General features: G+C 55.1%; 17 protein-coding genes. 11 read left to right on the forward strand and 6 right to left on the reverse strand.

Annotation, left to right across the window (positions count from 1 at the left end; all coding sequences use genetic code 11):
• The first annotated feature begins 77 nt into the window (after nucleotides 1–77).
• From FRD01_RS06035 to FRD01_RS06045, 3 genes are all read left to right on the forward strand, one after another.
• Nucleotides 78–923, forward strand: a complete 846-nt coding sequence (locus FRD01_RS06035; protein WP_146958491.1) for a hypothetical protein — start codon at nucleotides 78–80, stop codon at nucleotides 921–923.
• A gap of 112 nt (nucleotides 924–1,035) precedes the next feature.
• On the forward strand, nucleotides 1,036–3,693 hold the full coding sequence (locus FRD01_RS06040; protein WP_146958492.1) for a hybrid sensor histidine kinase/response regulator: 2,658 nt from the start codon (nucleotides 1,036–1,038) through the stop codon (nucleotides 3,691–3,693).
• A gap of 7 nt (nucleotides 3,694–3,700) precedes the next feature.
• Nucleotides 3,701–4,735, forward strand: a complete 1,035-nt coding sequence (locus FRD01_RS06045; protein ID WP_146958493.1) for a coproporphyrinogen III oxidase — start codon at nucleotides 3,701–3,703, stop codon at nucleotides 4,733–4,735.
• A gap of 2 nt (nucleotides 4,736–4,737) precedes the next feature.
• Here FRD01_RS06045 and FRD01_RS06050 read toward each other — a convergent pair whose 3' ends face one another.
• Entirely contained in the window at nucleotides 4,738–6,564 is a 1,827-nt protein-coding gene (locus tag FRD01_RS06050) for an AMP-dependent synthetase/ligase (protein WP_146958494.1), read from the reverse strand.
• Between the two features lie 132 nt (nucleotides 6,565–6,696).
• On the opposite strand from FRD01_RS06050, the gene FRD01_RS06055 reads away from it, so the two are divergent.
• On the forward strand, nucleotides 6,697–8,589 hold the full coding sequence (locus tag FRD01_RS06055; RefSeq protein WP_146958495.1) for a serine/threonine-protein kinase: 1,893 nt from the start codon (nucleotides 6,697–6,699) through the stop codon (nucleotides 8,587–8,589).
• 1 nt (nucleotide 8,590) lies between these two features.
• On the opposite strand, the gene FRD01_RS06060 is transcribed toward FRD01_RS06055, so the two are convergent.
• Nucleotides 8,591–9,754, reverse strand: coding sequence for a hypothetical protein (locus tag FRD01_RS06060; protein WP_146958496.1), 1,164 nt, complete (start codon nucleotides 9,752–9,754; stop codon nucleotides 8,591–8,593).
• A 185-nt stretch (nucleotides 9,755–9,939) separates the two neighbouring features.
• Here FRD01_RS06060 and FRD01_RS06065 point away from each other — a divergent pair, with 185 nt between their 5' ends.
• The 3 genes from FRD01_RS06065 to FRD01_RS06075 are packed head-to-tail and all read left to right on the forward strand — an operon-like array spanning nucleotide 9,940 to nucleotide 14,074.
• Entirely contained in the window at nucleotides 9,940–12,564 is a 2,625-nt protein-coding gene (locus FRD01_RS06065; RefSeq protein WP_249756051.1) for an RCC1 domain-containing protein, read from the forward strand.
• Nucleotides 12,561–12,980 (forward strand): tetratricopeptide repeat protein, encoded by a 420-nt coding sequence (locus tag FRD01_RS06070; RefSeq protein ID WP_249756052.1) that lies wholly within the window; start codon nucleotides 12,561–12,563, stop codon nucleotides 12,978–12,980. The genes FRD01_RS06065 and FRD01_RS06070 overlap by 4 nt, the downstream gene beginning before the upstream one ends.
• On the forward strand, nucleotides 12,977–14,074 hold the full coding sequence (locus FRD01_RS06075; RefSeq protein WP_146958499.1) for a TPM domain-containing protein: 1,098 nt from the start codon (nucleotides 12,977–12,979) through the stop codon (nucleotides 14,072–14,074). Before FRD01_RS06070 ends, FRD01_RS06075 begins: the two co-directional genes overlap by 4 nt.
• Before the next feature lie 9 nt (nucleotides 14,075–14,083).
• Here the strand turns inward: FRD01_RS06075 and FRD01_RS06080 are convergent, their stop codons facing one another.
• Entirely contained in the window at nucleotides 14,084–14,668 is a 585-nt protein-coding gene (locus tag FRD01_RS06080; RefSeq protein WP_146958500.1) for a hypothetical protein, read from the reverse strand.
• Nucleotides 14,669–14,797: 129 nt separating this feature from the next.
• On the opposite strand from FRD01_RS06080, the gene FRD01_RS06085 reads away from it, so the two are divergent.
• From FRD01_RS06085 to FRD01_RS06095, 3 genes are read left to right on the forward strand one after another with little or no spacing between them, the layout of a single operon-like run.
• Nucleotides 14,798–16,366 (forward strand): SIR2 family NAD-dependent protein deacylase, encoded by a 1,569-nt coding sequence (locus FRD01_RS06085; protein ID WP_146958501.1) that lies wholly within the window; start codon nucleotides 14,798–14,800, stop codon nucleotides 16,364–16,366.
• Nucleotides 16,363–16,986 (forward strand): hypothetical protein, encoded by a 624-nt coding sequence (locus FRD01_RS06090; RefSeq protein WP_146958502.1) that lies wholly within the window; start codon nucleotides 16,363–16,365, stop codon nucleotides 16,984–16,986. The genes FRD01_RS06085 and FRD01_RS06090 overlap by 4 nt, the downstream gene beginning before the upstream one ends.
• Entirely contained in the window at nucleotides 16,983–18,209 is a 1,227-nt protein-coding gene (locus FRD01_RS06095; RefSeq protein WP_146958503.1) for an ArsB/NhaD family transporter, read from the forward strand. The genes FRD01_RS06090 and FRD01_RS06095 overlap by 4 nt, the downstream gene beginning before the upstream one ends.
• On the opposite strand, the gene FRD01_RS06100 is transcribed toward FRD01_RS06095, so the two are convergent.
• Nucleotides 18,199–19,869, reverse strand: a complete 1,671-nt coding sequence (locus FRD01_RS06100; protein WP_146958504.1) for a sensor domain-containing diguanylate cyclase — start codon at nucleotides 19,867–19,869, stop codon at nucleotides 18,199–18,201. The genes FRD01_RS06095 and FRD01_RS06100 overlap by 11 nt on opposite strands.
• Before the next feature lie 160 nt (nucleotides 19,870–20,029).
• Here FRD01_RS06100 and FRD01_RS06105 point away from each other — a divergent pair, with 160 nt between their 5' ends.
• The gene (locus tag FRD01_RS06105) at nucleotides 20,030–20,974 is read left to right on the forward strand and encodes a calcium/sodium antiporter (protein ID WP_146958505.1); all 945 of its coding nucleotides are present in this window, start codon (nucleotides 20,030–20,032) and stop codon (nucleotides 20,972–20,974) included.
• Here the strand turns inward: FRD01_RS06105 and FRD01_RS06110 are convergent.
• Both FRD01_RS06110 and FRD01_RS06115 read right to left on the reverse strand, forming a co-directional pair.
• The gene (locus FRD01_RS06110; RefSeq protein ID WP_146958506.1) at nucleotides 20,963–21,964 is read right to left on the reverse strand and encodes an extracellular catalytic domain type 1 short-chain-length polyhydroxyalkanoate depolymerase; all 1,002 of its coding nucleotides are present in this window, start codon (nucleotides 21,962–21,964) and stop codon (nucleotides 20,963–20,965) included. The genes FRD01_RS06105 and FRD01_RS06110 overlap by 12 nt on opposite strands.
• A complete protein-coding gene (locus tag FRD01_RS06115; protein WP_146958507.1) occupies nucleotides 21,957–23,375 on the reverse strand; it encodes a calcium-binding EGF-like domain-containing protein in 1,419 nt (472 codons plus the stop codon). Before FRD01_RS06115 ends, FRD01_RS06110 begins: the two co-directional genes overlap by 8 nt.
• Nucleotides 23,376–23,448 lie beyond the last annotated feature (73 nt).

Consider the following 23,448-nt stretch of genomic DNA (forward strand, 5'->3'; position numbering starts at 1 on the left):
GATGTGGCGCACTTGAGAAGCACCCGACCAAGCCCTAATCTCATGTCTACCGTCAATCATTTGACTTCAGAGGTTTTATGCGACTCACCTTAGCTTTATTGATTCTTTTTGTTGCAGCGTGTGGAGACGAGGCGTCTCCCGGTTGGAGAGTTACGGAAGGGCCTGGCGACACCACATCCTACGGCGACGACACGACAGTCATTATCGACACCAACGGAGGCGACGATCTCATCGTCTCGGGAGATGGCGATGGGTGCGTAGACCTCAACGGAGTCTGCCTCGATCCAAATGAGATTAAAGAACGAGAGTGCGGAGATGCTCAAGCCCAGGCAGACATCATCGTAATCGAAGGAGAGGTGTTTGACGTAGTTTGTTACCCACCCGACGACGAAGGCACACCCATTGAGGAGGTGGCCATTGAGGCCGACGGGAGTTTGGAGGTTCCTCAGAATGAAAACGGAGCGGTTATCATTTTCCCAGAGAGCACAAACGAAACACCACTTGAAGGCGATGTCACCCTGACCGCAGAAGGTATCTCGCTCTTCGGAAACGGTGTCGAGAACACCATCATTGATGGAAACCTCACATTTTCCTCCAATCGTGCACAAGTCAGAGGCCTCACGGTGACCGGAAACGTGCGAATCGATGGCGTTTCCAACAATGCGTCGCTCACCTTCGCCAAAGTTCACGGAAATCTCGAGATCAATAGCAACGGTGCGCTGGTTGCGAATACGCAGGTCTTTGGAAACGTAATCGTAAGCGGCAATGGAAACTCGTTGATCAACATAGGCGTCCAAGGAGACTGGGAAGTCAACGAAACGTCCTATTGCGATGGCTGCTATTCCTTCGAAGACCCCAACGAAGACTTTATGGTGGCAGACGATGAAATCGGAGAGGACCTCGTTTGTGGCACCCCAGAGTAGTCGGAGCTCTCACCTATTATGAATTCTTTGCACAATCCATCTTGGCGTTTTTGTTATCTCCCCAACGCTGTTAAAATCCAAGTAGTTAGAGTCCGACTACAAAGGCGTCTAGATGAGTTCCATATCCGGAGTACAACCAGGCGACCTGCTCAACGCTATCCCTGACGCTTGTGCCATCATTGAAGACTCCGGGAAAATTCTGAGCACGAACTCAGCGTGGGACGCGTTGTGGGCCGAACATTCAGATGTGTCTGGGAAAAATTACTCCGACCTGCTCGCCCGCGTTCGCGAACAATGCCCAAATTTTGCGAAGGCTATCGACCAATCTTCTCCTCTTTTGACGTGGTGCGACCTCGCTCATCCAGACAAACATTTCGAAGTCACTTACTCACGTCTTAACCCTGACTCCGTTTTTGTCACGTACAAGGACCTGACAGAACAAACGAACTCCCTGCGCGAACTTGAAGCAACACGTAAGAAGCTCAACTCAATCATGCAGGGTGAGTCTGAATGCATCAAAACCATGGATCCCGACGGACAGATTCTGGAGATGAACGCGGGCGGTTTCAAAATCCTTCGCGCGACTTCCGAAGCAGATGTGATCGGAAAAAGCGTCTTCGATTTTGTGTTCCCTGCAGACCATGGAGCCTATCGAAGGGCCCTTGAACTCGCGCAGAGTGGGGTTCTGCAATTTCTCGACTGCAGAATTTGCGACACGCAAGGGGAAAATCACTGGGTCAGAACAAGCCTTTCCCCAATTCTAGGCGAGGATGGCAGCGTAGAATCCATCATCAGCATCACACGAGACCTGAGCGTAGAGAGGTCTCTCGAGGCTAGCGAGCAGCGATTTCAGCACCTGGCCGACGCCATGCCCTTCATCGTCTGGACCGCGGATTCAACGGGAGAATTGGACTACGCAAACTCGTATTTCTACAAGTTTACCGGGGCGGACTCGAGCCTATTGCCCCAAAGGGCTTGGACGTCGGTGATCCACCCTGACGATGTTCCGGCTTGCTTAGAGGCTTGGGAAAACGCAACCCGCAACCGAACACACTACAAGCTCGAGTTTCGAATAAAGGACCGTGACGGCGAATACCGCTGGCATTTTGTGCGAGCCGTCGCTCAGTCGGAAGATTCCTCCCTGCCACCCAAATGGTACGGGACCGGCATCGATATTCATGACAATAAGCTTGAGAAGGACCGCTCGGACCAACTCGCCCGGGACCTCGTGGACACGGTGGCAGCTCTCACAGAGAGTGAAGAGAGATTCCGAATCTTTAGCTCAGCCTCGAACGACGCGATTTGGGACTGGCAAATCGGGACACAGGAGCTTTGGTGGAACGAAGGGTTCTTAAAGCTCTTTGGTCAGCTTTCGCCAGAAGAAGACGTGTCTGCTGTGAGCACCTGGCAGGCTCGAATTCACCCCGACGACCGAGAATGGGTGATCGACTCGATTCGCAAAGCGATCAATAGCACCTCGCCTAGATGGGAAGCCGAGTACCGCTTCAAAAAAGAAGGCGGAGAGTACGCTCTGGTCAAAGAAACCGGCTATATCGTACGCGATGGTCAGGGAAACGCTTTGAGGATGATCGGCGGCATGTCCGACCTTACCGAGAGACGTCGCCTCGAAGACCAGGTCCTGCGCGCTCAACGTCTAGATAGCCTCGGTACACTCGCCGGGGGTATCGCCCACGACTTGAACAACGTCTTCACGCCAATTCTCTTCTCAACCCAACTTCTTCGCGAGGAGAGGGACCCAGACGAGGTGGCCAAGAACGTGACCTTGGTGGAATCGTGCGCGCGCCGAGGCGCTCAAATGGTCGCTCAACTACTCGCGTTTGCAAGGGGCACCGAAGGGCGCCGTATCCCGCTTTCTCTGACCTCCCTGCTCAACGATATCTTGCGGATTACGCGCGAAACTTTTCCGAAGTCGATCAGCATTCGGGCCCATATCTCCAGCGATTTGATGCCTGTCGAGGGCGACTCCTCACAACTCCATCAGGTCTTGATGAATCTTTGCGTCAACGCGCGTGACGCGATGCCTTCGGGTGGAGTCCTTGAGATTCACGCAGAAAACTTGGACGTAGATGAGGTCTACGCCGGCATGACGCATGAAGCGCACGCTGGCCATTATGTGAGAATCGAAGTCAAAGACAATGGAACCGGAATGAATCCCGACGTGCTCGAACACCTTTTCGAGCCATTCTTTACGACCAAAGAGGTTGGAAAGGGCACCGGCCTTGGTCTCTCGACCACGCATTCCATCGTCAAAGGGCACGGTGGATTTGTTCGGGTCTATTCGGAGCTCGGCGAAGGATCCACGTTTCACGTCTATCTCCCGGCGCTTCTAGACACCCTAAGCGAAGTCAGTGAGCCTTTTGCACCTGCCGAGCTCATTCCCAAGGGAAGAGGCGAGCTTATCTTAGTTGTGGATGACGAGCCCGATATCCGTCTGATGGTTGAACGAACGCTGCAACACTTTGGCTACCAGGTCCTCTTGGCCGAACACGGGGCCGAAGCGGTGTCGGTCTACGCAAACTATTTCGGCAAGGTGTCGTTGGTGATTACGGATATGGCCATGCCGATCATGGATGGCCCGTCTACGATTGCCGCGCTTCGGGCGATGGACCCCAACGTTAAGATTATCGGGTCGAGCGGTTTCGCAAACCGAGCCGCGAGCTCGTCCGATTTAGACTTGAAGCATTTCGTACCTAAGCCATACTCTGCCTCAACGCTATTGAGTGTAATCAGGCAAGTCTTGGACGAATAAGGGCGACATGCAATCTCTTCCGAATGGGGCAACCACTCCTTCAACTACTGAGGGTCAATCGGCACTCGAACTCGTGTTGTCTCTTCAACATGCGTTTGAGCAAAAACTTCCATCCATTCAAGATGAGCTGCAGACTTTCTCGTGGCTTCGAGACGAGGGAAAACACGGTGGAGGCTTACGCAGAGCTACCTCACTAGGTCCACACTATGACCGGGCTTCCATCAACGTATCTTCTGTTCATTACGACGATGATCCAGCCCGAAGTCTTCAAAGCGCCACGGCGCTATCCACCATCATTCATCCAAAGAATCCGTTGGCACCTTCGCTTCACTGCCATATCAGCCTTACTCATATGAAAGATGGGCGATTCTACTGGAGGCTAATGGCCGACCTCAATCCGTCCAATCCGGTCAAAGAGCACGAAGTTAGATTCCGAGCGGCGGTTCGGCCGTGCTGTGCTCATCTTGTCGATTATGCAGAGGCGCAGGGAGATCGATACTTCTTCATTCCAGCGCTTAATCGGCACCGTGGCGTGGCGCACTACTATCTGGAAGCCTATCACACGGACGATTTCGAGAAGGACTTGGAGTTCGCACTCAGGTTTGGTGAGGCCGTTATCGATGTGTATTCTGGAATTCTCGAGGATTCAATCCACCTCAAATACAGTGAAGCTGATCTCGCGAAACAGCTCGAGTACCACACGACGTATTTCTTCCAGGTTTTGACGCTCGACCGTGGGACAACTTCCGGTGTTTTGGTTCACGACCAAAACGACGTGGGCATTATGGCCTCCCTTCCGTCTCACGTGGACAAGGAGCTCCTGAAGTCCTGGGCTGAGCATATGCCACCTATCCAAAAGCCGCTCTTGAAGGGCCTCATTCAAGCGCTTCCCAACCTGCACCCGGCCCCTGTGGACGACCGCACCAGGGCCGAGCTCGCAAAAGTGGTCCGGGCGCACTACACCGCGCATCCTGAAGCCCTCAAATTTCAGGCATCAGGCGATGTAACGCCCCCGACAGTGCAAAATCACAAGCCCAAATGAGCTCAGGAGTTTTTGTACATCTCGTCGACGAGATGCTTGTACCGCTCCACCACAGGGCCACGCTTGACCTTGAGTGATGCGGTCATAAGCCCACTGTCTACCGTCAACATGGGGATGATTCGGAAGTACTTCACCGTCTCGTAAGAAGCCAGTGTTGAGTTGACTTCGTCCACGTGCGCCTGAACAGCGGCGCGCACGGCTTCGCTATTCGGGTCGGCTTCCGCGCCGTTCTGCTTTGCCCATTCATCAAGCTCTTCTGGGTCGAGCGCGATAAGAGCCGTGGCGTAGTTGTAGGTGTCAGCGATGGCAACGGCCTCTTGAATCATAGGCATCAACTTCAGACGACCTTCGAGCTTGGCTGGTGCGATATACTTGCCGCCGCTGGTCTTCATGAGCTCTTTCTTTCGCCCCGTAATCTTGACGAAGCCGTCTTCATCTTTGGAACCAAGGTCGCCGGTATGGAACCAACCTTCGTCATCAAAGGCCTCAGCGGTCGCATCGGGGCGATTGAGATAGCCCGAAGTGATATTGGGCCCTTTTGCCAAAATCTCTCCATCGTCCGCAATCTTGATTTCCACATTTGGGAAGGCCATACCCACCGTTCCAAGACGGAAGTTATCAGGCAGGTTTGCGGTCAATCCAGGACACGTCTCCGTGAGTCCATAGGCCTCGAGGAGATTGAGGTTCATGGCGAGGAAGAACTCGTGGACGGGCACGCTAAGTGGTGCAGAACCCGACAGTAAGACTTCGGCTCGGTCAAAACCGAGCGCTGCTCGAAGCTTTGAGAGCACGAGTTTGTCCGCGATTTTGAGCCTAAATCCTAGCCCACCCGGAATTGGCTTGCCCTTCTGCCGATAAGGAATGGTTTCCTTGCCAGTGTTGATAGCCCAATGGAAAAGTTTTTGTCGAATCGGCGGCGCACCGGCGACTTTCGCTTCGATCTTGGACATCATCTTTTCGTAAACGCGAGGTGCAGCGGGGAGGAAGCCCGGGCGCGTCGCTCCAAGGTCCTCACCCAGCGTAGGCACACTCGAAATCACAATAGGACTTCCAAAGAACGGTCCAGCGAGCTCGATCAAGCGTCCGAACGAGTGGGCTAGCGGTAGGAAGAGGAAAAATCCACCCGCGGAGACGTTCGAGGACTGGAAGATACCGGTCGCGAGAGCGCTCTCGAGCATCGCCAACATATTGCCGTGTGTTTGAATGACGCCTTTCGGAGGCCCAGTCGTTCCTGACGTGTAGGTGTACGTTGCCACATCATCACGCTCAGGCTGGTCAAACCGGCGCTTTCGATCTGCTTCGGTCTCAGCGAGCTTCTCCGCGCCGCGAGCCTCGAGGTCGGCCAAACTCTCCCAATCATCCGCGGGATCGATACCGGTCGGGTCCATCACCACGATATGCTGAACCTTCACATCGTCGGCCGAATAGTCTTTGTCGAAGAAGTTAAAGCCTCCACGCATTTCACGGACTTTCTCAAGTTGAGCTTTGTCCTCACAAATCGCGATCACCGCTTCGGTATCGGTGTGGAGGTATCCAACTTCTTCTGGCAACAAGGACGCGTAAACGGGCACAGTTCTCAAACCAACCGAGAGTGCCGCGAAATCACACGCGATCCAATTCGCTGTGGTGTTTCCCAAGATGGACACAGCAGCACGGTCTGGGATATCGATGGCCGTGAGTAGGCCTGACGCGATATTCTCCATGCGTTTAGCGAAATCGCTCCACGCGATGTCTTTCCAGTCGGACCCTACTTTGTGGCGAATCGCCGCGTCCGAAGGTGACTCTTTGACTCGGCGTTGGATCATCGTTGCAATCGTCTTATCAGCCATCAGATGGACTCCTTTGAGGTCATGGGTTAAAGATTTAGACGCTTCTTATAGAATCAATTGAGAGATTTGCGCGACCAAAATCGGTAAACAATCCGCCCGTTTTGCCGCACACACCGCCGTTTTGGACCTACTTTGAATGCCTACACGCAGATTTTCGAAACACTAGACCTGGAGAAAACGGCACCACTTGAGGGCCTGGGCGCAACGATTGGTCTTCCTCTAGAGGACCAGCGCGACACGCTTAGGGCCTCGCTTCCGGTACTATCGTTGGACGAAGCTGGCGCACAATTTCAGCTTTCATCGGAGATCGGGCGCGGCGGAATGGGCGTGGTGCACCTTGCGCAGCAACCTGCGCTTGGCCGAGAAGTCGCCATCAAGACCGTCAACTCTGATATCAATTCAAAGTCCGCGAACCTCGCCCTACTTCAAGAAGCCCGCGCCATGGGTCTTGTGGAACACCCGAACGTCCCACCGGTTCATTTGATCGGCCAAGATACCAATGGGCGTCCAATTATCGTCATGAAACGCATCGCTGGAAAGACCTGGGAGTCCTTCCTAAACGGCGAAAACCCCGTTCCCGGCGAGCCCTTTGAGTTCCATTTGAACACGGCCATCGGGGTCTGCCGAGCGGTCGAGTTTGCTCACTCGAAAGGAATTCTACATCGCGATATCAAGCCGGAAAACGTGATGATCGGGGAGTTCGGCGAGGTCTACCTTCTGGACTGGGGGCTGGCAGTCACCACGCAGAGTTCTTTGAAGAACGTGCCGCTCGCGAGCGAGGCGAACGCCGTAGTCGGGACGCCGGTCTACATGGCCCCTGAGATGACGATCGGTAGCGGACAAGGACTCGGCCATCACACCGACATCTTCCTGCTCGGCGCAACCATCTTTCACGCGCTCACCGGCAAACCGCCGAATCAGGGCAAAACACTCTTCGAAGTCTTGAGTTTTTCGTACACTGGCGGGGCACGCGCCTATCCCGAGAGTTTTCCGGACGAAATGCGAGCGATTTGTGAACGCGCCATGGCCAAAGAGCCCACGGAGCGGTTCGATTCGGTGGAAGATCTGAGGCTTGCGCTCGCCGACTTCTTGACCCACCGAAGCTCAATCTTTCTGACGGATGCTGCCGAAGAGAAGTTTTCGGCCTTGAAAAGTGCAACCCCGGATGCCGAGTTTGAATCGCGATTCTTGGAAATTCGATTCGGCTTCATGAGTGCTTTAGATATCTGGGAACAGAACCTACACGCCGCGAGCCTCCTCGATGAGCTCCTCGTCTGGAGAGTTGAACACGACCTCGAGACTGGAGACTTGAAGTCGGCCAAGCGCTATGTGGCCGAGATGAAGTCACCGACCTCGGAGCTCGTCGGGCGGGTCGACGAGGCATGGAAGAGCTTCGAAAAGGAGCAAACTGAGCTCGCTCAGATGGCCTACGATTACGACGTCAAGGTCAGCGTACGGTTTCGGCGTGTAGTGATCGGCGTCCTGGCACTCGCCATGGCGTCCTCCCCGTTTTTCATTCGATTCCTCGAAGACTGGAATCCCCCCGAAACCTTGGCCCAAGTCTCAAAAGACCCGATGATTCTGATCTCAAATCTCATCGGATTGGTGTTTCTCCCGGTGCTGATTGGCGGCCTGAAGTTCACGTACCGATTCTACAAGGATCATAAGGCGACCAGAATCTTCATCAAGGCGATGTTGGCAATGTATGTGATGGGCATGGGAGCCCGGAGTACGTCGTTGCGTGACGAAGTACCGCTTCATATCGCGGCAGCAGCCGAAACAGCCATCTATTCGGTTGGCCTCGTAATGTTAGCCATGGCCGTAGATCGACGGTTCGGCCTTCCCTCCTTCATCTATGCCATCACTGCAGTTTGTCTGGTTTTTAGCGCAGGCATCGAGCTCTACGTCTATGCCTACGGCTCCACAGCAGCATGTCTAGGTTTCCTCGCCTACGACAAGTACCTAGAGAAGAACCCAGACTTTGTGCTGAATCAGGCGCTCGGCTTAGAGCGAAAACCCGATTGAATTAGGGGCGCGCCCAACGAGACTTTGCGTCAAACGTCATGGTCTGCCATTCGGCGTCCCATCGGAATTCGCCAACGGTCCAAACGTTGCCAGGGTCTACGTCACAATTGTCCATGAAATTGCACTCGTTTCCTGAGCATCCAAGCGCTTGACCGTTCTCGTGGAAACCAATGCCTGAATCAGGTGAGTCGGCGCTCTGATCCACCAAGAGAAGCTCCGAGCCACATGAGTTGCAGCAAGGGTTCGTGTCAGGACAGGCCATCTTGGTGCAAAAGCCGTAACCTGTCTTGAGCGCACCTCGAACCACCACCACGCGACCGTTGTAAAGCTCTGGGTTTGCGCGCAATTCAGCAACGCTTACTTCGGCCATTGCACACACTCCCGGGACATCGGCCACGATATCGTAGGGCGCCGCGCAGATGAGCTCAGGCTCACAATTGTCAATGAGATGTGCCATGCGGAATCCGCCGCACGACTCCCCTTCTTTGACGTAGTCTTTACATGCGCGTGACCCATCTTCGGTGTACGCACACCATCCCGAGTCGCAGTCCTCATCAAAAGCACATTCTTCGCGAGGCACACATACCGAGTAGCTCACGTCACATGGGGATGTGATGCAGAAGACGCCGTTGTGCTCACACGACATCGACGATGGGCATTGGTCGTCAGAATCACAGCGAATCTCGGACTCGGTTGTGATCGAGTAGTTCGCACGCCAGACGTATTTCGGGCCCACCACGACCATGAAATCCCCTGCCTCGTCCGCGGTGTACTCAAAGCTCACCATGTAGCCGGCTGGAACGTCCTGAGCCAAAAGAGCTCGGCCAAACTTCGGTGCACCGTCCCAACCCGTGTGAGTCTTGGGGCCGTAGAATCTCACCATACTCTCTTCCTCAACAGCCACCCTAAGCGAGATCTCTTGACCCGCCTCAAGCGAAAGGGTGTAGCCGTGGAACCAGTCAGGATAGTCAATCGTGGCTTCAACGGAGTCATTGAGCGGAAGCTCAGAGATAACCGTAGTCCACCTGTTCGAAATCCCGTCGGCTTTCTCCTCGAGATGCTCGGCATCGAGATTCGCCTGCGGCTTTGGCCCCGAATCAGACTCACCCTCAGCACACGCACTCAGCGCAAGCACACATCCAACCAACCAAATCATTTTCTTCATAAATTATCTCCCTTTATCTAGCACCCTGTCCCTCCAGGGCACACGGCGAGCATGTAGCAGAATGTAGGGAAGAATGCCACACCTTTGGGTGGAGATTTTTTGAAACACATAGAGGTCAGAATTGACCTTCCGGCTTCGCTATGCGAGCCTCTTTACAACGTCTAACCCAGAAATTGGCAAATCCCATGAAGAAGCTGGTCATACTATTTGGTCTTCTTGTGCTCTCCGCTTGTTCGGATGATCCGCAAACGCCTCAGGGCAACAACTTTTATGAACTTCCCCCAGAGGACGATGCAGGCACGGGCGACGACGGAGTTGACCAGAACTGCGAGGCCGAAACCGATGAAGCGATGTGCGCTCGACTTCAGTACGTCTGCGGACCTCTAACCGACATCGACAATTGTGGAGACGAGCGAAGTATCGAATCGTGCGGCGACCCCGCCACGGTTTGCCAGGCTTTTGAAACGTGTGAAGCAGGCGTGTGTGGATGCGAAGCTGAGACTGACGCCGAATTTTGTGCACGTGCAGATTACGAGTGCGGTGAACTCACCCAAACCGACAACTGCGGCACGGAGCGTACCGTCAATTGCGATGCCGACGAAACCGCGTGCAACGAGTACGAAACGTGCGGCGCGGAAACGCCGGGCAGCTGCGGTTGCATCGCCGAAACCGAACTCGATTTTTGCATCCGCCTTGGGGTTGAATGCGGCGAGTGGGTGGACATCGACAACTGCGGCACGGAACGTACCGTTAACTGTGGTGACCCCGAAGTCGTCTGCGGTGCTGGGGAAACATGCGGCGAGGAAGTCGCAGGCATGTGTTCGTGTGTACCCGAAACCGACGAGGAGTTTTGCGCACGCAATTCATGGGAGTGCGGAGAACTGACAGCTGACGATAATTGTGGGGCCGAGCGCACGATCGATTGCGGACTCGAAGAAGAAGTGTGTGAAGCACTAGAGACGTGCGGTGGTGCCGGTGTCGAAGGCCAGTGTGGATGTCAGGCGGCTTCCGACACACAACTCTGCCAGTTGAACAACACGGCATGTGGACCACTCGAAGTCGTAGACGAATGTGGAGTCACCCGCACGATACCTGAGTGTGGAACCTGCATAGACCCAGAAACTTGCGGTGGTGGAGGCGTTGAGGGCCAGTGTGGATGCACGGGTGACTCAGAACAATCCATCTGTACCGCTGCTGGAGCTGAATGCGGTGACCTCGACGTCGTGGACAACTGTAACGACGCGAGAACCATCAACTGTGGCCTCGAAGACGCTGTGTGTACCAACTTCGACACCTGCGGCGGAGGCGGCACCGAAAACACCTGCGGTTGTACGCCCGTCACATGTGCCTCCGAGGGCCTTCTTTGCGGCACGCACCCTGATGGCTGCGGTGGCACCATCACGTGTTCCTCCTTCTGCGTAGAAAAACTTTCCGCCGGCGTAGACCACGTCTGCGCAATGGGAACCGACCGCCTCAAGTGTTGGGGCCGAAACCACCTCGGCCAGCTCGGTGACGGTACGACCACTCAACGAAACAACCCGGTCAACATCACCGGCCTGCCAAGCGTGGCAGATGTCGCCGCCGGGTTCGGAAACACCTGTGCGGTGACAGATACCGGAGCGGTACATTGCTGGGGCTCTAACGCGGAAGGACAGCTCGGCGTTGGAACCACGGTGGACAATCGCTCACCTGGTTCTCCAGCCATCAACAGCGGTGCGTCCCAAGTGGTCGTGGGCGAGACCCACGTCTGCGCCTTGGTCAATGGTGGCGTGCGATGCTGGGGCTCGAACACGTACGGCAAGGTGGGTCGCGCCGGCTTGAATTTCGGAGCCAAAGTGGGCGTTCCAAACCCCGTGGATAACCTTACAACCGACGTGGTGCAATTGGCCGCCGGCCTCCACCACACATGCGCTCTCAAAGCCGATGGAACCGTGTGGTGCTGGGGTCGAAACCGCTTCGGACAGCTCGGAAACCTGCAGACCCAGAACCCACTTTTTATAGAAGCTTTCGCCTTTGACGGTGCGTCCTTCGCAAATCTCGACCTCGCGACCTACTCTCAAGTGCCTGTCCAGGTGGCGACGCTTCCACAAAGCGTCTTCATCACCGCTGGCCGAGACCACACATGCGCCATCGACGTTGACGATAACGTCTGGTGTTGGGGCTCCTTGGTGAGACAACCCACGGCAACATCAAATTGCCCTGTGGACACGGGAACCGTAGACAACAACAACAATCCGATTTTCCGAAACGGCGAGTCTTGCGCAATCTTCCCGAAGGCTGACCCTTTGGCGCCTGTCTACCCGATCGCCCGTTACACCACGACCGTAACAAACAAAGAGTGCGACGAGGGCTGCGGAAACAACGAGGTTTGTGGACCCGTGAGCGGAAAGTGTGAGTCTTACCCAATCTCGAATATCTACGTGGACCGAGCGGCCCTTAGCCCCGTACAGGTCGGCTTGACAGAAGGCGCTCTTTACCTTGGCTCGGGTGCAAATCATGTGTGCGCTGTGGTAGAAGACCCGAACCTGATGGCGAGCAACGTGCGATGCTTTGGCCTAAACGCCTTTGGACAGCTCGGAGACGGCACGGACAACGGCTGGACCGACCCAGTGAGTCTTTACCTCGATACGAACGATGAAATCGTCCGTGCAACCGCGGTGGCAGCCGGAGCAAACTATTCGTGCGCACTCGTGGACGACTCCAACGTCAAATGTTGGGGCTCCAATCAGTACGGACAAATTGGCAATTCCGCCCTGGTGCGCGACGAATCATTCCGTCCGTACGACGTAAAGTTGAACTTCCAACCATGAAAAAGCTCCCAAAATCTCTCTACGACCGCGTCAAAATCTCCCTTGAAAAGGGGAACGAATTCTTGGACGGCGATCGCTCAGACCGCGCTCTCGAGGAGTTCGAGCGGGCACTCGGGTTCATTCCTGAGCCCCGCGACGACTACGAAGTCACCTATGAAGTGCTCGCCGCCATTGGCGATGTTCACTGGTTCAACGAAGATTTTGAAAAGGCTCTAGAAACCTTTGAATCCGCTCAGAAAATCTTTGGAGCAGCACATCAACATTATCAACCTTTTCTTCTCCTTCGTATCGGCCAATGCTGCTATGAACTTGAAGACGAGGAACGAGCACGTACCCTCTTGAAAATGGGTCTGGAGGCGATTGGAGCCGACCTCTTCGAAGAGGAAGACCCCAAATACCTGGAGCTTGTGTCATGAAATTCGTCGTTTTCTTTCTTTCGTGTGTCTTTGCTACCCAAGCTCTCGCGATTGAAGTGGAAAACGTGCCGAACCCACGTGACCAAAACCTCTGGGTCACGGATTTCGCTGACATGATCGATCCTGTTGTCGAGCAAAAGCTCAATCAACTGATCGAGACGGCGCATCAAGAGTTGACCATTGAAATCGCCGTTGTCACGGTCGATACTATCACGGCCAGTCCCTCCCCCAAAGACTTTGCAACGGACCTCTTCAACCATTGGGGAATCGGCCACGCAAAAGCCAACAATGGATTGCTGATCCTGATGGTCAAGGACGCCCGAAGACTCGAGATGGAAACCGGCTATGGCATGGAAGCAGTGCTTCCGGACGGTTGGCTCAAAAGGATGCAAGAAGCGGAGATGATCCCCAGGTTCAAGGCTGGAAACTTCGGAGAAGGCCTCTTCGTTGGAACAGAAAAAAGCATCCAAAGGGTCAGGGATAATAACGCCGGCGTCACTACTCAGGAATACCAGTCGAGTTATTCCGGAAGCTACGGCGGCTCCCAAGGTTCAGATTCAGAAGTCCCGTGGTGGCTTGCCGTCTTTGGGTTAGGTGGTGCTGGGTTGGCTGGGGCTGGCTCGGCCTGGAAGTATCGAAAAGACCGCACATGTGTGGAGTGCAAGAAGAAGATGCAAATGCTCTCCGAGGTTGAGGATGATCAACACCTTGACCGCGGACAGTACATGGAAGAGCAGCTCGGCTCCGCGGACTGGCAATACTGGTATTGCACGGACTGCGACACATCCAAATTGCTACGCGTCAACAAGTGGTTCTCGGGTTATTCAAAATGCAGAAAGTGCAGCTACGCGACCATGAAAGTCACTCAGGTCACCGAGGTCTATCCGACGTACACATCTACAGGACGCGCGCGAATCACCGAAGACTGCAGACACTGTAATCACCATAGCGTGACCTACCGCACGCTTCCTGTGAAGACGCCTCCAAGTTCGAGCTCCAGTTCTAGCTCCAGCTCGGGCTCTAGCTCTAGTTCGGGTGGAAGTAGTTTTGGTGGAGGATCTTCGGGAGGGGGCGGTGCCGGAAGCAGCTGGTAGAACTCAGCCTCAGGGAGTAGTTGGAACTTCGGCAGGAAGGCCTTTGACGGCACGCGCCATGCCGGAGAAAAATCCACCGGCTTTGCGATTATAAGCTGCTGCAGCCTCAGAATACCGCTTAGTCTCGACGCGAACACGGTTTTCCGCCCCCATCAGTTCCGCCATTTTATCCGGCGAATCAGGCTGCCCCTTGTACAATTCTTCCACGGACGCTTTTCGAGCCTTTACATTCTCCACCTGTGCCCTCGCCGCTTCGACATCCGCGTGAATGGCGGCCAAAGTCGAGCCCGTGGTCATCGTCCCGACCCCAAGCACAAGGACCAAGACCACCGCCGCACCACCGCCTGCCAAGAAGACATTGCGCTTAAAAGCAACCTTGGCTTCAAGCTCTGCCTTCTCCCTCTTGCGTTGCTCGACTAGCTCCTTCTGGGCGCGTTCGACGTATTCCGCCGGGATATCCAACTCTTCGCCGACCTCTTGAAGCTCCGTCAAAGAGAGTTGTCCCTCTTCTTCGGCCATCATTTTAGCCGCGATCTCGATGACGTCGTCCACGTCGGCTTCGGCCACTTGGACCTTGAGTTCTTGTCGTTTCACAACACGCTCCTTTGGAGGTGGTTCTTACTCGCCAAACATCGCCCGGACTTGACTTCTGAGTCAACCTTGAGCATTCCCTCTTCGGCGGCTAATCCGCAGATCCAATGCTAGTCCTGATGAGAGTTTGTTGTGTCAGAAATTCAATTCGGTGGCCACGTTTTTGTTGTTCAAGGTGACCTCGCGAGGCTCAAGACTGACGCCTGGTTTCTACCCTCAGATACCAACTTTAATCTCGTCAAATCTTGGATTCCTCCCAGATGGCGAGAGAGTGTTCAGGCCCCACTTGCCGAAGCGCGCTGGGAGTCGGCTGAAAAGCGTGTCCTCAGGTTTGACCAATGGCCGGGGGCGTCCATGCCATGGCTCGCGAACGTGGGAAGCGACCAAGACCATACGATCGAATGGTACTTGGATGCGGTAACTCAATTTGTTCGCGAAGCAGCCCCTTGGGCAAGGGAACGTTCAAACCGCAAGAAACCGCTATTGGGCGTTCCTGCAGTAGGCACCGGAATGGGCGGTAAATGGGAGGAGAAGGCCGCAGTTTTGAGCGCGCTTTATTCCCATCTTCTCAAACTGGTCAAAGAGTTCGATGTAGATATCGTCTACACGCTCTATGACGCACCTTCGTTTGCGGCCGCTCAGTACGCGCGCGAACGTGCGCTCGAGTCCAACGGGCCGATCTGGGACTTGCCAGAGGAGCTGCTCAAAGTGGCTGAAAGGCTTGGGGAGCGTGCGCGGCGAGGCGAGCTCGTGATCTTCATGGGATCTGGAGTCAGCGTTGGGGCAGGCCTTCCGACCTGGAACGCGTTTCTTAGGCTACTTGGAGAGAGAGCGGGTTTAAGTCTTGAGGAGCTCGACGCCCTTGAGTCTTTGGACGCCATGGACGCGGGCTCGCTCCTAGAGCGGCGACTGGGTGGTCGCGACAACCTCAAGGCGATTATCAACGAGATTCTGGACGTCCCAGAATGCTCCCTGCAGCACACCCTCCTCGCGTCCACTCCTCACGAAGCCGCCGTCACCCTTAACTACGACACGCTTTACGAGCTCGCCGCTGAGCGCGTCGTTGGCAAACTGGCGGTGCTGCCCCACGATCGCGGATTAAACGCCGAGAGATGGCTTCTGAAGCTTCACGGCTGCATCCAGCGCGGACGCCTCGTCCTATCTCGCGAGGATTATCTGCGATTTGGTGAACGACGAACCGCCCTCGCCGGTATCGTTCAAGCGCTTCTCATTACCAAACATATGGTTTTTGTGGGCTTTGGCCTTAGAGACGCAAACTTTCTCAGGATTTTGGATGACGTCAGGCGCTCCCTTGGAGACACCACCAGCCAGAAAGAGCTCGAAAGCCCAATCGGAACGGTTTTGATGGTTCGCCCGGAACCCCTGAGAAATGCGCTTTTTGATGGCGACCTAGACCTCTATCCGATGCATGTCCCGAATGGCAAAGACGTTGACATTGCGCTCGCGGCAAGGCGCCTCGAACTCTTTCTAGACGCCATGCTCTACCACAGCGCCACGCGGAGCGCGTTTTTCTTCGATAAGACCTTCGCGGCGCTTCTCAACCCCTCCGAGCTGGGGTTTCGTGACGAACTCTTAGAACTCGTCGAACGTCATCAAGAGGGGTTGCGCGGAAACGCAAGTTTCGAGAAACTCTTGCATCTGCTTAAAAAGAGTGGGCTCAACGACACGAGGGACGCATGAAGACTATCTTGATCTGTTTACTTTCTCTAATCTTGGCGGGCTGCGGGGACTCGAACGATACCGAAGGCACCAATAATAACGCCGAAAACAATCCACCAGGCCAAAACAATCCTCCAGAGGACCAAGACCAACCTGTCGCAATGCAGGCTCAGATTAACATCTCTGAAGGGCTCGGAACGCCGTGGGCATTCGCAGCGGAACGCCCCGTTGGAACGCTAAGTTCAACCCCTGACTCTAGCGGAGTGTACAATTTCACGTTTTCCGCTTCATCAGAGGTCTCGGGCCACACGGTGACCCTTTCTTTCGGAGTTGGCACTACGGATGAGATGGTGGGTGAAGGCACCTACGAGTTCGCGTTAATCGAGAACATCGAATATCCGGCGGCTACGGGTTCCCTGGTCTTCACCGACCTAGAGAGTACTTACGATGGTGAGGCTAGACACTCGAGTGGAACGCTCGTGATTACTTCCATCGAGGATGGTCCAATTGCCCAGAGCAAGACCATTTCCGGAACCTTTACCATGTCTGGTGAAGGCACTTTCGCCTCCGGGAGAGAGGGCGATTGGACCTACGAAGTGACCGAAGGGTCCTTTGAAGGCATGGTTGTCAACGTTTTATGAACCTTGGCGGGCTCGTCATCTTTGCCCTCGTTTACCTGGCCGTTTCTGCTCGTAGAATCGGCGTTTTTGGCCTCGATCGTCCCGCGGTTACCCTTTTGGGCGCCGTTGCGTGCGTGGCTTTTGGAGTCCTCGCGCCTGAGCAAGCAATACACGCGGTCGACTGGGACACACTACTCCTTCTCCTTGGCGTCATGGGCATGGGGGCCTTTCTGGTTGTCGACGGCTTCTTCACAGTCCTGCAATCCAAACTCGCTCGTTTTGCGCACTCGCCTCGAAAACTTCTCGGCGCCATCATCTGGGGTGCAGGAATCCTGAGCGCCTTTATCACGAACGACGCAGTCTGCGTGCTCGGAGCGCCTCTGGTGGTCGCACTCGTCCGCGAACATGAACTTCCGCCACTGCCCTTTCTCCTGGGACTCGCCACGGCGGCGAATACGGGGAGCGTCGCCACACTCGTTGGGAACCCTCAAAACATGCTCTGCGGCTTGTTGGGAGGTCTGAGATACTTGGACTACGTGTTGCTGATGGCACCCGTGGCCTTGGTGGGTCTTGCCCTTAATCACCTGATTATCGTCTGGACCTTCCGCGTAAGCCTTCGTGAACGAACTCGCCAGCCAAGCCACTCGGATGAAACCACCTTTAACCGCTCGCACGCTTTAACGCTCTCAGTCATCGCGCTCACCGCCGTCGCTTACTCACTGGGTACACCACTTTCGTGGACTGCAGCGGCTGGATTCTCAGTGTTGATGATTTTGCACAAGAGCGAGGCTGAGTCTTTGTGGCAGCACATTGATTGGGCGTTGCTCCTCTTCTTCGCGAGCCTGTTTGTCGTAGTCGAGGGCCTTCGCTCAAGTGGCGCGAGCGACTACTTCTTTCAAGCCTTTCCAATCATCGCTTTGGCAAATGGAGAGCTGGGGATCTTCAAACTCGGTGGCGTTTTCCTCGTCGGGTCAAACCTTGTCTCGAACGTCCCTTTCATACTGGTGGTGCAGGACCAGATTTCTAGCCTGCCTTCTCCCGAACTTGGGTGGACGGTGCTGGCCATGGCATCTACCTTCGCCGGCAACCTCACAATTCTGGGTTCCGCGGCAAATATCATCGTGGCGCAAGCAGGCAATGAGGTGGGAGGTTTTGGATTTTGGCAACACCTTCGCGTCGGCCTTCCGATCGCACTATCCACCACGTGTGTTGGACTCGTCTGGATTTGGCTGGTTAGTCCTTAAGAATCTCAGACTCTTCCATCGCGATCGAAATTGTGTCGGGATCCACCGCATGCCACGACCCTGTGCCACGTTTGTCTTGATACATAAACGAGTCCGCACGCAGCATTGCACGCTCCAGATCGTCCGCGCTGTACACCGATGAAAGCCCTAGACTCACTCCGACCTTGACCGGGCCAAGTGAGGTGGAAACAGGAGCTGACGTGAGCTCTCGCTTGAATCGCTCGGACACAAAGACCGCGTCAACTTCATGCACATCGGCAATCAGCACCACGAATTCGTCTCCACCGAATCTGGAGACCACATCTGTTTCACGCGCAGCCACTTTTAGACGGCGGGCAATCTCAATAAGTACCTCGTCTCCGACCCCGTGGCCCCAAGTGTCATTAATGGATTTGAAGTCATTCACGTCTACCCAGAGTACACCCAGGCCCTGGGAGTTTGAGAGGGCACCAAGCAGTGGTGCCGCCGCTGTTTCAAACCCGTAGCGATTAAGGGCCTTGGTTAATGGGTCGCGTTTGGCCAATTCCTCGAGCCGCAGATTCGCCTGGTCCAATTCGGCCAAGGTGGCACTCAACTTCTTGTTGATCTCGGCGAGCTCGTTGGCCTTCAACCTGTCTTGGGCAATAGCAGTACCCAGATTTACATCCCTCAAGACTTCGAAGCGCTGCTTGGACTCCTCATTGATCGCAACATCCTTGAGCTCCCAAGCCTCTTTCAACGTCTTGTACGCCTCCTCCCACTTTCCAGTTTCACCGAGCATGCGAGCGATGGAATGCAGGGCTTGCATTTGAATCGCGCTGTATCCCCGCTCGCGCGCCTCCTCGAGTGCCTTTCGGTAGAGTTCGATAGACTCCTGCACTCGCCCACACAACGAATATCCACGGGCGAGCAAAACATCTTGCCGAACGGCATCGTAAAATAGTCTATGCGTACGAAGAAATTCTGCCGCCCCGGTGATTCGACGCGTTCCTTCCTCGAGGTCACCACGAATCATCGCGATTTCTCCAAGGCCTCCCTCGATCAAAGCGTGAACTAGCGGCTGCTTATCTGCCTGGACCAAACTTCTCGCCTGCATGTAGGCATCAGTTGCGGCATCGAGCTCACCGAGCCTGGAAAGCGCTCCACCGAGATTACAATACCCAAGGGTCTTCCGTGAGACATCGTCGATCTCATCAAAAATCTCTAACGCACGTTCGGTCAGTTCTCGAAACTGAGACGCATGCCCTTCTGAACCCCAGGTAAACGCGAGGTTAGAAAGGCAAACACCTTCAATCAGACGCAGACCGTGTGTTCTCGCGATTTCGAGCCCCTGCGAGAGGATTAGGCGCCCGTTGTCCAAATCCCCGATCCGGCACCACACGCTGCCCTTTCGCCAGAGTGAAATCGCCGTTCCTTCGGGATCATCGATCGCAGAAAAGAGTGTAATCGCCTGAGACAACTCACCAGCAGCGCGGGCGAGCATCAACTCACGGTTATAGGCATCGCCTCGAAGCAACCTGCACCAAGCTTCAGCGCGCACATCACCCAGCTCCAAAGCGCGGGTCAAAGCTGCGTCGCATGTGGGCAATGGAATGGGAGATCGAAGGCCATCCACGAGGTGGCTCCTGACTGCATCAACCAGCTCCGACGGCCCCGCACTTACAATGTTCAACTCAAGCATTTTGTCACTATTAAAACAAACACCCTTGCATCTTGCAATAAAACGAAAGATTAATCGAGCTAAACTCAAGACATTTTTGTTTGTGCAAAAAAAGCAGCTCGATAATTCACGAATTGTTCTTAGCTTATCGCCAACCCCTTCATGGAGGCGAATTTAGCCTATGGACTGGATATTTGTGGCGCTGGGACTCTTGTTGTTGATTGTTGGAGGTGAAGGTTTAGTACGCGGCGCTTCGGGCATCGCGCTCCTGGCCAAGCTCTCTCCCGCGGTCGTGGGTTTGACCATCGTCGCAGCAGGCACATCCATGCCCGAACTCGTGGTCTCGGTGCAAGCGGCATATGCGGGAAGCGCAGGAATCGCTATCGGCAATGTTGTAGGCTCAAATATCTTCAACATCGCGGCAATCCTCGGGCTTACGGCCCTCATTGCCCCCTTGAACATTCATGGAAATACGATTCGGATGGAGTGGCCGGTGATGTTTCTGGCTTCCTTCCAACTCTTTCTCTTGTCGCGCGATGCTCTGGTGGACCGAGTCGAGGGGGCGTCACTTCTGGTAGCAATGGTGGCGTTTACAGCTTACGCGGTGTGGCTTGGCAGACAGGCCTCTGAAGCGGAAGCGCCGGAGCTCACCACCGCCACTTTTGGCGCTACTGGAGGCCGCGCAATATTCAACAACGTACTTGCGATTGCCGTGGGCGTCGGCTTGCTCGCTGCCGGATCGACACTCCTAGTGGACGGCGCCGTGGGAATCGCCTCGGGCTTAGGAATCTCAGACGCAGTCATTGGACTTACGATCGTAGCGGCTGGGACAAGCACCCCGGAACTCATCACGTCCATCATGGCTGCGCGCAAAGGTCAGGCCGATATCGCCGTCGGAAACGTGGTAGGCTCAAACATATTCAATGTCCTCGGAATTCTTGGTTCTACGGCCCTCATCCTGCCGCTCGAAGTGCCGGCCGAGATCCTTACGCGCGACGTGTGGTGGTTCTTGGGCGTGGCGCTCTTGCTCTTCCCATTGATGAAATCGGGGATGAAAGTCACGCGCTTGGAGGGCGGATTCCTTCTCGGAATCTTCATCACCTACACGCTGCTCCTAATCCTCTGAGCCGTCTACCCGTACAAAGAAGTCCCAGATCACACGGCTCGCATCGAAGGTAGTGCTCTGAATGCCATCGGAAGGACAATCGATGACGCCAGACCTTTGAACGCCGCCTGGCCAACTGTGTCCACCACCCTCGATGACACAGAGTTCCACATTTGCACCTTCGCAGCCCGTCCAAGCACGACAAGCCCCGTCACCAATCTCCTGCCCGGCCACAGCTTCGGCGTCGCAACCCATACGTGTAGCCCAACCTTCCATCGTATCCGGAACCGACGTGAACGGGACACCTGCAAGACCACACCCCTCGCCTCCTTCGTACGGAACATGGCCATCCTCCGAGCCATGGATTTGAAGGACAGAAACAGGCGACGACGGCGTACATACGTCTGTCATGTTGGTGCCCGCCACAGGGGCGATGGCGGCGATTCGATCCGAAAGTTCACACGCCAAACGGTGTGAAAGAATGCCGCCATTGCTCATGCCGGTGGCAAAAACTTTTGATGAATCAATGCAAAGAGATTCCTCGAGGTGGTCTAAAAGATCGCGGACAAATCCAACGTCGTCCACGTCCTCTCGCACCGCAGCGCCACAACATCCGCCTCCATTCCACGTCTTCAACGTGCCCGTGCCGTCCGGATAGACAGCAACAAATCCTTCCTCGTCAGCTAGTTCAGAGAATCTCGACGAACGGAGCTCGATTTGTTCACCACTGCCGCCTCCCCCATGAAACACCAACACGAGAGGAAGCCCAGCATCCATGGCCGAATCAGGCGGTACATGAACTCTAAAGGTCCTCTCAAGCCCACCTGACTGAATCGACGACTCAATCGTCCCTGAACCGTAAACAGAACGGGTACACGACTCAGAGACATCTCCAGTATCCGCCATATCCACCGAGCCGGCGTCCACAGAGGGATCAACCGTCGAGGGTGATTCCGAACATGAGAAAAGAAGCAGTGGAAACGATAACCAAGAGACGAGTTTCTTATTCATCTTGCACGTAGATCACAAAGAGGTTACCGGCCGGGCCTACGTCGCCGAACGAAGGCTGACAGTCGAAGTGCCAGGTGCGACCCGGCCTCAAGTAGTAGACGCCGGGTTCACTCGGAGCCGTTGTGGTTGCTGAGATGGCGACAGGCGCCGAGGTTGTTTGAGCAGATTTTTCACACCATAGTGGAGAACCATTGGAAGGATTGGCAGGATCCTCAGACCAGAAACCAAGGTAAAACTGGGTTACACAGGTGGGACAACCAGAGACAGACTTATCGAAAGTCCACGCCCCGCCGATGGCGAGTTCTTCGCCTGGTGAAACGACTTTGTACCTCGAACTGTCGCCATTGATGGTGATTCCCCTCCAACTCCACCACGTGTTTGAATAAGAGGTGGGAATGAAGCCGGGCCAGGGCCCTGGCCAGTTGGTGAAGGTGCAATCCGTGGAGCAGAAATCCGTTTGTCCATTCGATGGATCGGTATTTCCATCTTCACAAACTTCGCCCTCAACAAAAAGTCCGTCGGCGCAAACCGGCTGACATGAGTCGCCAACCAACGAATAACCCGGCAAGCACTCGGAGCAATCCGCCCCGGTATGACCAAGCGCACAATCGTCGCAGAATGGCTGGCGATATCCAAAGTTGCAAGTGCATGCAACGAGGCCACTCGAGTCGTCACAAAGTCCGTTTCCAAAACACGTTCCGGGCTGACAGGTTTGAGCCACGACACACTCGCCACCATCCTCAACATAGCCTGGGTAGCACTCCTGACAGCGGTCTCCGCCGTAGGCAGCGTCACACTCACACTCGATAGCACCGCTCGAATCGTCACATTCGCCTCGGGCGCTGCATGTGTCAGTCTCGCATGTCTCACGCATCAAGCATTCGCCGTCTGGAGAGAGATAGTGGGTGTCTGCGCAACGGTCACAGCGGTCGCCGTCGTAGCCGTCTTCACACGCACACTCGATTCCTGTCGGAGTGTTCGAACAAGTACCCTGCTCACCGCAAGGGTCGGCTTCTTCACAGGTCACAACCGGTGCGCACGCCCCTTCGGCTTCCACATAGCCCGGCGCGCATGCCCCACAGCCTTCGCCGCTATACCCTTCATTACACGCACAAATGCCGTCGGCACCACACGTTCCGTTTTCACCGCAGGTCTCAGCCGTGCAACCCTCAACGCAGGAAGTTCCGTCCTGCACAAATCCGGACGCGCATGCGGAGCAATCGTCACCCGCGTAACCCGCATCGCACTCACAAACCGGCCCTTCGTCTCCCGTAGAGCATTCGCCATTCTGTCCACATGAAATGCCCACACACGGATCGGGTTCCGCCACCTGCGGATCAGATACGTTGCAGCCGGCAAATGCCAGAGCCGCAACCATGACAGCGAATGCGCCCATAGTACTTCGGACCATCTTAACCTCTTTGAAAATTGATAACTCGCTCAATGGTTAAGATCGTAGCGTAATACCCACGCTGACTCAATCA

It is taken from the genome of Microvenator marinus, from assembly GCF_007993755.1.
In the GTDB taxonomy this organism is placed as follows: Bacteria; Myxococcota_A; Bradymonadia; order Bradymonadales; family Bradymonadaceae; genus Allomicrovenator; species Allomicrovenator marinus.

What these genes read in the sequence shown, in the direction of transcription:
- FRD01_RS06035 (WP_146958491.1), top strand. Translation starts at nt 78, where the DNA reads ATGCGACTCACCTTAGCTTTATTGATTCTTTTTGTTGCAGCGTGTGGA.
- FRD01_RS06040 (WP_146958492.1), top strand. Translation starts at nt 1,036, where the DNA reads ATGAGTTCCATATCCGGAGTACAACCAGGCGACCTGCTCAACGCTATC.
- FRD01_RS06045 (WP_146958493.1), top strand. Translation starts at nt 3,701, where the DNA reads ATGCAATCTCTTCCGAATGGGGCAACCACTCCTTCAACTACTGAGGGT.
- FRD01_RS06050 (WP_146958494.1), bottom strand. Translation starts at nt 6,564, where the DNA reads ATGGCTGATAAGACGATTGCAACGATGATCCAACGCCGAGTCAAAGAG.
- FRD01_RS06060 (WP_146958496.1), bottom strand. Translation starts at nt 9,754, where the DNA reads ATGAAGAAAATGATTTGGTTGGTTGGATGTGTGCTTGCGCTGAGTGCG.
- FRD01_RS06065 (WP_249756051.1), top strand. Translation starts at nt 9,940, where the DNA reads ATGAAGAAGCTGGTCATACTATTTGGTCTTCTTGTGCTCTCCGCTTGT.
- FRD01_RS06070 (WP_249756052.1), top strand. Translation starts at nt 12,561, where the DNA reads ATGAAAAAGCTCCCAAAATCTCTCTACGACCGCGTCAAAATCTCCCTT.
- FRD01_RS06075 (WP_146958499.1), top strand. Translation starts at nt 12,977, where the DNA reads ATGAAATTCGTCGTTTTCTTTCTTTCGTGTGTCTTTGCTACCCAAGCT.
- FRD01_RS06090 (WP_146958502.1), top strand. Translation starts at nt 16,363, where the DNA reads ATGAAGACTATCTTGATCTGTTTACTTTCTCTAATCTTGGCGGGCTGC.
- FRD01_RS06095 (WP_146958503.1), top strand. Translation starts at nt 16,983, where the DNA reads ATGAACCTTGGCGGGCTCGTCATCTTTGCCCTCGTTTACCTGGCCGTT.
- FRD01_RS06100 (WP_146958504.1), bottom strand. Translation starts at nt 19,869, where the DNA reads ATGCTTGAGTTGAACATTGTAAGTGCGGGGCCGTCGGAGCTGGTTGAT.
- FRD01_RS06105 (WP_146958505.1), top strand. Translation starts at nt 20,030, where the DNA reads ATGGACTGGATATTTGTGGCGCTGGGACTCTTGTTGTTGATTGTTGGA.
- FRD01_RS06110 (WP_146958506.1), bottom strand. Translation starts at nt 21,964, where the DNA reads ATGAATAAGAAACTCGTCTCTTGGTTATCGTTTCCACTGCTTCTTTTC.
- FRD01_RS06115 (WP_146958507.1), bottom strand. Translation starts at nt 23,375, where the DNA reads ATGGTCCGAAGTACTATGGGCGCATTCGCTGTCATGGTTGCGGCTCTG.